This window comes from Colwellia sp. MB3u-8 (assembly GCF_014076985.1).
Classification (GTDB): Bacteria; Pseudomonadota; Gammaproteobacteria; order Enterobacterales; family Alteromonadaceae; genus Cognaticolwellia.
In genome coordinates, this window is the sequence record NZ_JACGVA010000068.1 from 462,501 (window position 1) to 475,382 (window position 12,882).

Genomic DNA, 12,882 nt, shown 5'->3' on the forward strand with positions numbered 1-12,882 from the left:
GAGAATTATGTCAAGATATGCAGGCCAAAGTAAAAAGATTCATGATTGCACAACAAAAACGGGCGTATTATTAACTAATCTAGGTACACCCGATAGCCCAACACCAAAGGCACTTAGGCGTTATTTGGGCGAGTTTTTATCTGATCCACGAGTAGTGGAAATTCCTCGCTTGATTTGGTTTGTGATTTTACATGGCATTATTCTTCGAGTGCGGCCAAAGAAATCAGCTAAGTTATATGAAACGGTTTGGACTGAGGAAGGTTCGCCTTTGTTAGTGATTAGTAAGCAACAAAAAGCTAAAGTTGAGAAAGTACTAACGGCAAAGTATGGCGATAACGTGATGGTTGATGTGGCTATGCGTTATGGTAATCCATCTATTGCTGACGCTTTAGAAAATTTTCAAAAAAATGGTGTTAACAATATTATTGTTCTACCTTTGTATCCACAATATGCGGGCCCAACCGTAGGGGCAACCTTTGATGCAGTATTTAATAAAATTAAAAAATGGCGTTGGATCCCCAGTATCCATTTTCAAAGTGGCTATCATGACAAACCTTTATACATTAAGGCATTAGCGGCCAGTATTAATAACTATATAGCTGAACATGGTAAGCCTGATAAGTTAGTTTTCTCTTATCATGGTATGCCAAAGTATTTTTTAGAGCAGGGCGACCCATATTATTGTTTTAGCCATAAAACCACCCGTTTAGTTGTTGAAGAACTTGGCTTAAGTAAAGATGATTATGTTATGACCTTTCAATCGCGTTTTGGTAAAGCTGAGTGGCTTAAACCTTATACAGATGAAACCTTGGCAAAACTTGCTGAAGATGGCAATAAGCATGTAGCGATTATTAGCCCGGCATTTAGTGCTGACTGTTTAGAAACTTTAGAAGAGTTAGTACATGAAAACAAAGACGTATTTATTGATGCTGGAGGTGAAAAATATCATTATATTCCAGCACTAAATGATGATGATGCACACATTGACCTTATGCTTGAATTAATAGAACCACATATTAATTAAATACTCTGCTTTAAAGACTATAGATAAAAAGCCTTACTTTGCTAGAATTATATAGGTGAGTTATTGCTCAGCGAGGCAACTGTGCTTAAGTAGCTTTGTCTATTGAATTTAACTATTGAACTTAGCTACTAAACTTAAATAGTTGTCGTTTACTTTTCGGCAATTATTTAAATTCTTGGTTACAGTCGTCATTAAAATAAATAATCGATTATTTTGAGATGGTTTAAACGCTCCATACTCGCGTTATCTCCAATTCCAATAACTAATTATCGCTCGTCAATATGCGCTTGCATTGTTCTCCTAGCTTACACACCCATTGCATTATGTTATTCCTCCGCTGTGCTGGTTAAAATACACTACGGCTGCTTTGCTCTCAATAACACACGTTAGCTATTACTAAATCCATCTACAAGGATTTACTCATGCTGTGAAGCGATTTGTGAAGCCATGGATAGCGAGTAACGACCATGTAAGAATTAATCGAGCATTTTGTCGACATAGAGGTAGGGACTTATGTTTAGTTTGGAACAATAACCATGTGCTATTGATTATATCTGCTCATTTACTTATTTCAATGGCTAGAGGCTGTCAGGTTATAAGTCGTATTACTCAGGTTTTTCAAGCGATAAAAACAAAAAAACGAAACATAAGTTTCGTTTTTATTTAAGCGCTAGTTAATACTAAAGCTTATTATGCACTGTAGACTAAGATGCAACTACGTTTTCAGCTTCAGGACCTTTTTGGCCTTGTTTTACGCTGAAAGTTACCGATTGACCATCAGTCAATGTACGGAAACCGTCGCCAGAGATTGCACTAAAATGAACAAAAACGTCAGCGCCGTTTTCTTGCTCGATGAAACCAAATCCTTTAGATTCGTTAAAAAATTTTACTTTACCAGTTACTGTATCAGACATACCAACATTTCTCGCAGGTCAAAAATTAAAGTTTAGCCAAAATGGCCATATACGGAGTAAATGCCCTCTATCTAACATGTAAATAGAGAAAGGTTTCCAGTAACACATATTAAAGCGTCTAGGCTGATCATAGGTCTTTTGACCAATAGATCTTTCCTTATCCCGAAACGCAAAAACTCAACGCGAATATATATTAACACATTAGAATTAAGGAATCTCTAAATAAAACCAAGATTATTTTACTTTTTTAGCACAAAAAAAAGCCAGCTAAGAGGCTGGCTTTTATGCTTTATTTTGAATCAGCGTTTAAATTTCTGCTATTTGGGTTTTCTGGTCAACCATTTTAGCCAGGGTAGACTCAGCATCAGCTAACTTTGCTTTTTCTTTATTGATCACAGCTTCGGGTGCTTTGCCAACAAAACTTTCATTGTTTAACTTAGCACGAACACGGTCTGCGTCTTTTGATAACTTATCAATGGCTTTGTCTAAGCGAGCTAATTCAGCGTCTTTATCGATTAAACCTGCCATAGGTATTAATATTGATAAGTCACCAACAACGGCGGTGGCAGACGCTGGACCTTTATCGTCGTCAGACAATAACGTAATACTTTCTAATTTTGCTAAGGCACTGATAAATTGTTCATTTTCATTCAGGCGACGTTGGTCATCAGCATTAACATGTTTAAGTAGTACCGGTAATGGCTTACTTGGCGTGATATCCATTTCACCCCGAATATTACGAATGGCTACTACAAACTGTTTAACCCACTCTAAATCATCAATGGCGGTTTGGTCACATTGGCTTTGGTCAAACTGTGGAAAGCTTTGTATCATAATGCTATCGCCAGTTTTTTCAAAGTTAGTTAAGGGTACAACGCGTTGCCAAATAGTCTCAGTGATAAATGGCATTATCGGGTGCATTAAACGCAGCAAGCTTTCTAAGACATTAACTAAGGTATGACGAGTGCCACGTTGCTGTGCTTCGCTGCCTTTAAATAATATGGGTTTCGTTAATTCTAAATACCAGTCACAAAATTGATGCCAAGTAAATTCGTATAATGCTTGTGAAGCCAAGTCAAAACGAAAAGCATCAAAGGCTTCATGTACAGTTTTAACTGTTTGTTGTAATTGGCCAATAATCCAACGGTCAGCCAGTGAAAACTCCATTGCACCACTAGGTTTGTCTGGTGTAGAGCGGCCGCAATCAAATTCTTCCGTATTCATCAGTACATAGCGGCTGGCATTCCATAGCTTGTTGGTAAAGTTACGGTAACCCTCAAGACGTTTCATATCCCAGCTAATATCACGGCCAGTGGTTGCCACAGACGTCAAGGTAAAGCGTAAAGCATCAGTACCGTGGGCTTCTATGCCATTAGGAAATTCTTTTTTGGTCAGCTTTTCAATTTTAGCGGCCATTTTTGGCTGCATCATATTACCGGTACGTTTTTGTAGTAAGTCTTCAAGCGAAACACCATCGATCATGTCTAGGGGATCAATAACATTGCCTTTTGATTTACTCATTTTATCGCCATTTTCATCACGAATAAGGCCGGTCATGTAGATTTTTTTAAACGGTATTTCGGCTTTACCCTTTTCATCTTTGTTGAAATGCATGGTCATCATGATCATACGAGCAACCCAGAAAAAAATAATATCAAAACCGGTAACTAAAACATCAGTAGGATGGAAGGTTTTTAAATCTTCGGTTTCTTTTGGCCAACCTAGGGTTGAGAACGTCCATAAAGCTGATGAGAACCAGGTATCAAGTACATCATCATCTTGGTTTAGTTTCATGTCGTCGCCAATGGGGTTATTAGCACGTACTTCTGCTTCTGTACGACCAACATAAACTTTGCCATTTTCATCATACCAAGCGGGAATTCGATGTCCCCACCAAAGTTGGCGTGAAATACACCAGTCTTGAATGTTGTTCATCCAAGCAAAGTACATGTTTTCATATTGCTTAGGTACAAACTCTATTTGGCCATCTTTTACCGCGTCAACGGCAGGACCGACAAGTTTTTCTACACGTACGTACCACTGGTCGGTAAGTAATGGCTCAATAATAACGCCAGATCTATCACCGTAAGGGGCAACTAAATCATGCTCTTTTACTTCAACTAACAAACCTAATTCGTCAAACTTAGCCACGATAGCTTTACGGGCTACAAAACGGTCCATACCGGCAAATTCAGTGGGTAATTGTGCATCATATACGTCACACACTTCACCTTTAGTATCATAAACTTCAGCAGTGGCTAATACCGCGGCGTCTTTATCAAAAATATTGATTTGCGTTAATTGATGACGCTTACCGACTTCATTATCATTGAAGTCATGAGCCGGAGTTATTTTTACACAACCTGTGCCTTTGTCCATATCGGCATGGTCATCACCAACAATGGGAATTAAACGATTAACTAAGGGTAATAAAACCTGTTGACCAATTAAATCTTTATAACGAGGATCTTCTGGGTTTACTGCTATACCGGTATCACCCAACATAGTTTCAGGTCGTGTGGTAGCAACCACTAAATAATCAAGACCTTCTGCTGTTTTTGCTCCATTAGCTAATGGGTAGCGTAAATGCCACATGTGGCCTTTTTTGTCTTTATTTTCGACTTCTAAATCAGAGATTGCCGTGTGGAATTTTGGATCCCAATTAACTAGGCGTTTACCGCGATAAATTAAGTTGTCTTCATATAAGCGAACAAATACTTCTTGCACGGCTTCAGACATACCCTCATCCATGGTGAATCGTTCACGAGACCAGTCAATAGAGTTGCCTAAACGGCGCATTTGCTTACCGATAGTGCCGCCAGATTCTTCTTTCCATTGCCAGATTTTATCAATGAAGGCTTCGCGGCCATAGTCATGACGGGTTTTGTCTTCTTCTGCGGCAATTTTACGCTCGACCACCATTTGTGTTGCAATACCGGCATGGTCACAGCCTGTTTGCCATAAGGTATTTTTACCTTGCATACGCTGATAACGAATTAAGGTATCCATAATGGTTTGCTGAAAAGCATGGCCCATATGTAAACTACCCGTCACATTGGGTGGTGGAATGGCAATGCTGTAGCTATCGCCTTCACCTGTCGGGCTAAAGTAACCTTGTTCTTCCCAACTTTTATAAAGGGATTGTTCAATATCAGCGGGGGTAAATGTTTTTTCCATCAGAGTTTCCGTCAGAAGAATTTTAACTTGTTGTATCGATAGTTTGCGGTGCGCTTGCCACTTGGTGAGCGACCTGAAAACCCCATTGGCGACAAGTTCGAAAACGATCTCGAGCTTGTTGTTTAAATGTTTCATCACGGGGTACAAAATCTATCAAATGCGAAAATTGGTGAGCAAAGTTAGGCACCTTGCTGGTTAAATTGATTAAAACCGCACGCCGGTTTGTTGGGGGCTGCCAGCTAATTTCGACGGCAGCACCTTGTTTTGGACCTTCACCAATTAAATTATGGGGTACAAAACTTGTTGGATCAAAGGCCCATAACATTTCATCAATATCATGAGCACTTTGTTGATCTTGAGTATAAATAAATACTCGCTGATTTTGCCGGTAAAAGTGAGCCGCTTGCAGGCAGGCATAGTGTAGGTGCAGCTGTGCTTCAGTGACACCTACAATACTACTTTGTTCTTCAATACTGTAGAACATTGCTTGGGTTAGCATGACTTTATTCCGGCTATAAATTCAGTGAAAACTATTCGCCTTGCTCAGCGCCAGAACGATTTAATAAGAACTGCGTTAGCATGCTTACCGGTCTGCCGGTTGAACCTTTGTTTTTACCACTGCGCCATGCCGTACCGGCAATGTCTAAATGCGCCCAATTATATTTTTTGGTAAAGCGTGATAAGAAACAGGCGGCGGTGATTGCGCCGGCTTCTTTACCACCTAAATTGGTAAAATCAGCAAATGGGCTTTCAAGTTGATCTTGATAGTCGTCCCATAAAGGCATGCGCCATGCTCTGTCACCACTTTGCTCAGAAGCGTTTAATAACTCATGCGCCAGTGGATTATGACTACTGAATAAGGCGGTTGCATGAGCACCTAAAGCCACAACACAAGCCCCTGTTAAGGTGGCTAAATCAATAACCAATTCGGGATCAAAGCGCTCAACATAGGTCAAGGCATCACATAAAACTAAACGGCCTTCAGCATCAGTGTTTAATACTTCAACGGTTTGACCCGACATAGTGGTTAAGATGTCGCCGGGGCGATATGCGTTACTGCTTGGCATGTTTTCACAACCCGCTAAAACACCAATCACGTTGATCGGTAGAGCAAGTTCTGCCAGTGCATGCATAGCACCTAAAACACTGGCTGCACCGCCCATATCATATTTCATTTCATCCATGCCTGCGCCTGGTTTTAATGAAATACCCCCACTGTCAAAGGTTAAACCTTTACCGACTAACACTAGCGGCTTTGAATCATCACCAGCGCCATCATATTTAATAATACTCATCAGTGACTCATTAACCGAACCACGACCTACGGCCAAATATGAGCCCATGCCCAATTCAGCCATTTCTTCTTCGTTAACTATTTTAGTACTGACATTGTCATAGTTACTATCCAGCATTTGAGCTTGTTCAGCCAAATAGGCAGGATTACAAATATTAGGTGGCATGTTAGCCACGTTTTTACAGCTTGTTATACCTTTTGCAATAGCCAAAGCATGGTTAATAGCACGTTCACCAATCGGTAACTCACGGCGAGTGGGGACGTTAAATACTATTTTACGTAAAGGGCGGCGAGGCTCTTCTTTACGGGTTTTCAAACTGTTAAAGCTGTAGAGGCAATCTTGTGTTGCTTCAATCGCTTGGCGTACTTTCCAGTAGGTATCGCGGCCTTTAACATGTAATTCAGACAAAAAGCACACTGCTTCCATTGAACCGGTTTCATTTAAGGTACTGATCGTTTTGCTGATAATTTGGCGATACTGACGTTCGTCTAACTCACGTTCTTTACCGCAGCCCACTAATAATACGCGTTCACTAAGAATATTTGGCACATGATGTAATAACAACATTTGCCCTGATTTTCCCTCTAGATCGCCACGGCGTAATAGATTGCTAATATAGCCTTCACTAATTTCATCTAGTTGTTCTGCGATAGCTGACAAACGACGAGGTTCGAAAACACCGACAACAATACAGGCGCTACGTTGTTTTTCCGGACTGCCACTCTTTACACTGAACTCCATGATGTCTCCTAATTTGACTCAAATGCGTATATTTCATTGAAAATATACTATTTATCTTGCTAAAAACAGTAAATAATCGTTAAGCTTGCTTTTAAATGTATTCGGCTAAAGGCTATAATTATAGCCGGATTGCACAGCGTTACCTAGCAAGCTTAAATTTAGTTTAATGCTAAAAATAACAAGTTTACTGAAAAAATGGCTGTATGTCAGAAAAAACTAAGTTTTTATAGGATCACTTTGTGATTATATTTCGTTATTTGCTCAAAGAAGTTGCCAAAACCCAACTTGCGGTATTTCTTGTCATTATGACAATATTTATCAGCAATAAATTCGTTCGTGTGCTTGATGATGCTTCAGAAGGTGGCATTCCAGGTCATTTAGTGATGACATTTATTGGCCTCAAAATCCCTGATCTTGCTGGCATGATTTTACCCTTAAGTTTTTTTCTTGGGGTTTTATTGGCTTATGGCCGTATTTACGCTGAAAATGAAATGACGGTACTGCATGCCTGTGGTGTCAGTGAGTGGTATGTGGTGCGCGTTACCTTAATTCTAGGTTTTGTTACCGCGATTATTACCGGCATATTTACGCTTTACTTGTCGCCCATGGCAGCAGAGTATGAACATCAAGTTAAAGATCAAATTGCGTCTGATTCAGGTTTAAGTTCGCTTATTGCTGGACGTTTTCAAACCACAGGCAATAAAAAAGCAGTCATCTTTATTCATGATAAAAATCGTAATAACAATACTTTTGAAAAAGTTTTTGTTGCGCAGTTGCCTAATGAAAGCACACCAAACGCCAGCGTTATTGACTCTAGCCTAGTTTATGCCGCAACCGGCCAAGTTGTTGAAGAAGAAACTGGCTCACAGCGTTTAATACTATCAGCCGGTACCCGTTATCAAAATGACATCAAAAATAAAGAGTTTCGACAAGTTTCCTTTGATAAATATTATATTCAAATTCAAGATCAAAAGGTGGCCCATAAACGCCGCAAGCTCAGTGCAATACCAACCGCAGAGCTGTATCAAGCACAAACGCCAGAAACAAGTGCAGAAAGCCAATGGCGGATCGCCTTTCCATTGGCTTGTATTATTATGACCTTGGTGGCCGTGCCATTAAGTGTCGTTAATCCGCGCCAAGGTAAATTTGGTAAAATGCTACCGGCATTGTTACTGTTTTTAAGTTACTTTTTATTACTAACCGCGATTCGTTCAGGGATAGAAAGAGGCTCAGTGCCACAATATATTGGTTTGTGGCCAGTGCACTTTACGGTGCTGGTATTAGGCTTAAGTTTATTGGTTAAAGGCCGAAAAGGTGGTAGGAAATTTAAAGTGAAGAAAGCTAAAAATAAGGTTGCTGCTTAATGCGTATTTTAGATATGTACATAGGTCGCGTTATTACCTCTACAACTTTCACCACCTTAGCGGTATTTGTCAGTCTGAGCAGCATTATTAAATTTGTTGAGCAAATGAAGTCAGTTGGCAGAGGTAATTATGATTTGGCCCACGCTGCGCTTTATGTGCTTTATGCTATTCCACAAGATGTCTCGTTATTTTTTCCTATGTCTGCATTAATCGGTGGCTTAATTGGCATGGGGATGATGGCAAGCAGTAGCGAGCTTATTGTTATGCAGGCGGCAGGGCTTTCACGTCTTGATATTATTAAATCAGTAATGAAATCAGCATTGTTATTGATCATTGTTAGTATGGCGATTGGTGAATGGCTAGCACCTCAAGGCGAAGCCGCAGCTCGACAAGTGCGAGCTCAAGCCATTTCAGGGGGGAGTTTAATTTCATCAAGCGGCGGCACGTGGGCAAAAGATGGTGACTACTTTGTTCATATAGGTGAAGTACAAGACAAGGGGTCTCTAAAAAACATCCAAATATATCGCTTTAACGAGCAGCTTAAGCTGTCGAGTTGGGTATCAGCCACTAGCGCCGTTTATCAAAAAGATGCTTGGCAATTACGCGATGTTATTGAAACCAAAATTGGCGCAACGGAAATTAGTAAAGAAAGCCAAGCCGTGATGACTTGGCGTTCAACATTAACACCCGATAAATTAGGTGTTGTAACCGTTAAGCCTGAGTCATTGTCACTAAGGGGTTTAAGTGATTACTTAGATTACCTTGAGGCCAACAAACAAGATCCAAGCCGATATTTACTAGCTTTTTGGCGAAAAATAGCACAACCCTTTACCTTGGCAGTCATGTTATTGGTGGCGCTATCTTTTATCTTTGGTCCATTACGTTCAGTATCTATGGGGGCAAGAATTATGATGGGCGTGGCCACGGGAATTTTATTCTTTATTGTCAATGAAGTGCTAGGATCACTCAGTTTGGTTTATCAGCTACCCGCTATTTTCGGTGCTTTTATGCCTAGCCTGATTTTTGTCAGTATTGCTTTGTATTTAATGAATAAACGCGCAAGTTAGCAAGATAAAACCTAACAAAAGCTTTGAAATATTATGCTGGAAATTTGATAATGCAAAGCTTAGGTTGGCCACCAGAGGTGAACGCATTACTGCATTCACCTCGGCTTTTATAGTAGTTACAGCTTCAAATAATTACAGCCTGCCCCTATTTGCTTCAAGCGTTAAAAGCACCACTTCGGTATCAGTTAAACGGTCTTGTAGACTCAATTTATCTTTTCTATCAACCAAGACCATAAAATTGCCCAACCCTAATAACGTTGGCAATAAGCGTTTTAAAGCGGTGGTCTTAGTAATTAAGCTACCATCTTGATTTTGAACTTTTAAACGCCACGCCTTCATACCTAAAGTTTGGCCGCTTTTAGACCAAAACCAGATAAAGAAAAATGCCACCCAGCTCAGTTTCCAAAGTTCATTGGGCCACAGCAACCAATAAGTATTTGTGATGGTATCGCTTAAGTGCTGATAACCTTGCAAATCAAAAATGCCAAAATGAACCATTAATGAAATAATTAAAAAAGAAGCTGCACCAGCGCTCATGTAAACAGCGATTGTAATTAAAGCATCATACAACCATGAAGCCAAACGACGTCGAAAGCCTGCACGAGGAAAAGGTGAGTTAGAAGTTAAAGACATAGCCATATCAATAGAAAAATTTGTACTAGTTTAACAAAAGGCCTATAAAAGTATAAGTAAGAGAGCGAAATTTTTAATTTCCAGGCAGAAATCAGACAAAAAAAGATGAAATATTAAGGGCTTAGAATATAAAACAGGAGATTTAATAACAACCACTTTTTGTACCAAATAGCGCGTTGGAATTGACGATAGCAGACAACTTGATATTGGTTGCAACCCAAGGACAGTGGAATAGTGAGTCCTTAAACAATTTGCACCAAGCTTTGTCTCCTGCTGTTACAAAAACTGAACAGCGTAATCTTGGTGTTTTACTCACACCTAAAGGCGAAGCGGTTAGTGTTGAAGCGAGTCTTAAATATCATATAAATGGCATTCTCCATAGCAAAACTAAAGTGGCGGCGGTAAATCTAGCGTATTTCACAAGATCACAGTTAAGCGAAAACCTATTTAACAAAATTTACGAGCCGCAGGTATCAAGTATGCTTTTTTTGATAATATATTTGAGACCAGAGTTTGGCTAGAAAAACAGCTAAAATCGGTAAAGACTGTCGCTTGATGAACAAATAATCAGCACTTAAGTAATAATGAAAGAAAAACTATTGCTAACACGAATATTTTTCGTATAATGCTGTTCTCTTCAATAAGGCTTTATATTATTGAAGTTATAGAAAAGAAATGCCAGCGTGATGAAATTGGTATACATGGGGGATTCAAAATCCCCTGTCGAAAGACGTGTCGGTTCGAGTCCGACCGCTGGTACCATTCTTCCCCTTTTTAAAGGGCTATAACACAAACAACCGACAGTAAATGTCGGTTTTTTTGTGCCTGAAATTTCATGGATTTATGCTGTATTTTAGTATTTTCTCGTCGTACCACTTCACCATAGCTAAATGTTTTATGCGTTAAGCTTGCCTTTATCAAAATAAATAAAACTCTATAAATTTAGTCGTCATGTTAAATTGTTATTTGTATTTGCAATTTATTGTTTGAGGTACTTGAGCTAATATTTTCGTGATCAAGTCTAGTCATTAACTGAGATATAATTATGCTGTGTTCAAGTGTTATAACTGAGTGAAATATTTAGACTAGAGTGGGCAGCTCAGCTTTCTCACACACTCTAGTGATAACTCGATTTAGATATGACAAACGAAATTGTATATTAATAACTCTTTTCTTTAATATCATACTTCTCGATATCAGCACTTATAAGTGAACCAATACTCATTTTATCTTTTTCTATACGTAAAAAAGTGCAGAAAACAGCATTTTAGCGTTTGCCTCGTTGTAATTGGATTGTCAATTTCATAGATACTAGCTCATCACTGGTTAGCGAAAATCTTTACCGCTTAAGTAATAAACCTATTCCAGCGTTAAGCTTTTCTTTGTAAGCTTGCCTAGGAAAGTAAATGGTAAAGTAAAATATTAGCTTCCTGTTGAGCATCGCAGTAAACAAACGCCAGATTTTTTCGCAGGATAATATGCCATTTATTTCTTATTATTACGTATGCTGTTTTACAAAAAAGGCTAGGTGACTCTCAGTAGCATAGTAGTAACCTAGCGTTTTCCCACGATGTATTTCTTATTCATAGCTCACCAGTATAAGGTGCTGTTATAGCGCTGAGTAATTTTTTGCTAATGGTTGTCTAATTTGCACATGATTACTGACATCATAAAGAATGAATTTTTAATATGGCGATAATTAAAAGTTAGTGTGAACAATATGTAAGATGTTTTAACTAGGTATAGAAGTAATACCTACTATTCAGGTAATGAGTTGAACCTAATTTTATAGCTTTATGGCAGTGTAGCATTAAGATAATTAAACCAAGCAAACATAGACGATCCATAAATCTAATAAAAATTAACCGAAGTGACTTATTTAAATGAGTTTACTTGGAAACACCATTTTATTGACAAAAATCTGCTCTCTATCAATGCATTGATGTTTTATAGTATTCAATAGTTAATGAACTAAATTTATATCTAGCAATATGAGTTTGACGACACTGTAGACATCAGTAGGATTTAATACGGCTGTTAATCCCTGTCATTGAATAGTCTATATATAAGAGTGCCGTTTTATCTTTTTAAGAGATGAATATAGTGGTTTGGAATTATCTGCTGGTTAAAACAAGATAGATTGATGAAAAATATGACTATGAAGATAAAGTTACCCTACATAGCTCTTTCATTAAGTTGATACTTACCTATGTTATCGATTAAAAAATAACAATAACGGTGCTTTAATCGTCAGTCACAGCAGGGGTTGCTTAATTAAGAGGCAAACAAACACTTATTCGCAATTTAATTGATATTAAGTGTTGACGTGAAGTCAGAAATCGCTAGAATGCGCTCCAGTTCCAAGGGGTAACCCAAACGAACGGTTTTAATAGCTTAACTACTCTTTATAAGAGCTAAGCAGTTAAGTTAACGTTTTAAAAGTGAGTTTGAATCTTCTGAAAAGAAAGTTTAAAAAAACCAAATAAAACGTTGACATTAAAACTCAGGTGCGTAAGATACGCACCTCGCTTCAGGCAAGGCCTGCAGCAACGAATTACTTTACGGTATAGAGCGAATGAGATTCTGTATCGGTTAGTTTTCTCCTCAGAGATAAACTAGCTTTCTTTAACAATTAGTTATCATGCAATTTGTGTGGACACTCACATT

At 38.7% G+C, this 12,882-nt stretch carries 8 protein-coding genes and 1 tRNA gene; 4 read left to right on the plus strand and 5 right to left on the minus strand.

Annotation, left to right across the window (positions count from 1 at the left end):
- The first annotated feature begins 7 nt into the window (after positions 1 to 7).
- Positions 8 to 1,024, plus strand: coding sequence for a ferrochelatase (gene hemH, locus H4J54_RS14465; RefSeq protein ID WP_182191681.1), 1,017 nt, complete (start codon positions 8 to 10; stop codon positions 1,022 to 1,024).
- 704 nt (positions 1,025 to 1,728) lie between these two features.
- On the opposite strand, the gene H4J54_RS14470 is transcribed toward hemH, so the two are convergent.
- From H4J54_RS14470 to pepA, 4 genes are all read right to left on the minus strand, one after another.
- Complete coding sequence (locus tag H4J54_RS14470; RefSeq protein WP_146879877.1) at positions 1,729 to 1,938, minus strand: cold-shock protein; 210 nt, start codon at positions 1,936 to 1,938, stop codon at positions 1,729 to 1,731.
- A 306-nt stretch (positions 1,939 to 2,244) separates the two neighbouring features.
- Positions 2,245 to 5,115 carry a valine--tRNA ligase gene (locus tag H4J54_RS14475; RefSeq protein WP_182191682.1) on the minus strand — a complete coding sequence of 957 codons (2,871 nt, stop codon included), beginning with the start codon at positions 5,113 to 5,115 and terminating at the stop codon, positions 2,245 to 2,247.
- 22 nt (positions 5,116 to 5,137) lie between these two features.
- Positions 5,138 to 5,614: a DNA polymerase III subunit chi gene (locus tag H4J54_RS14480; RefSeq protein WP_182191683.1), complete on the minus strand. Its 477-nt coding sequence runs from the start codon at positions 5,612 to 5,614 to the stop codon at positions 5,138 to 5,140.
- A gap of 31 nt (positions 5,615 to 5,645) precedes the next feature.
- On the minus strand, positions 5,646 to 7,151 hold the full coding sequence (gene pepA / locus H4J54_RS14485; protein WP_182191684.1) for a leucyl aminopeptidase: 1,506 nt from the start codon (positions 7,149 to 7,151) through the stop codon (positions 5,646 to 5,648).
- Between the two features lie 239 nt (positions 7,152 to 7,390).
- Between pepA and lptF the strand changes: the two genes are divergently transcribed.
- Positions 7,391 to 8,515, plus strand: coding sequence for an LPS export ABC transporter permease LptF (lptF, locus tag H4J54_RS14490; protein ID WP_182191685.1), 1,125 nt, complete (start codon positions 7,391 to 7,393; stop codon positions 8,513 to 8,515).
- Entirely contained in the window at positions 8,515 to 9,582 is a 1,068-nt protein-coding gene (gene lptG / locus H4J54_RS14495; protein ID WP_182191686.1) for an LPS export ABC transporter permease LptG, read from the plus strand. Before lptF ends, lptG begins: the two co-directional genes overlap by 1 nt.
- Positions 9,583 to 9,714: 132 nt before the next feature.
- Here lptG and H4J54_RS14500 read toward each other — a convergent pair whose 3' ends face one another.
- Positions 9,715 to 10,221 carry an RDD family protein gene (locus H4J54_RS14500; protein WP_310650136.1) on the minus strand — a complete coding sequence of 169 codons (507 nt, stop codon included), beginning with the start codon at positions 10,219 to 10,221 and terminating at the stop codon, positions 9,715 to 9,717.
- A gap of 671 nt (positions 10,222 to 10,892) precedes the next feature.
- Here H4J54_RS14500 and H4J54_RS14505 point away from each other — a divergent pair.
- Positions 10,893 to 10,977: transfer RNA gene (locus H4J54_RS14505), tRNA-Leu, on the plus strand.
- Positions 10,978 to 12,882 lie beyond the last annotated feature (1,905 nt).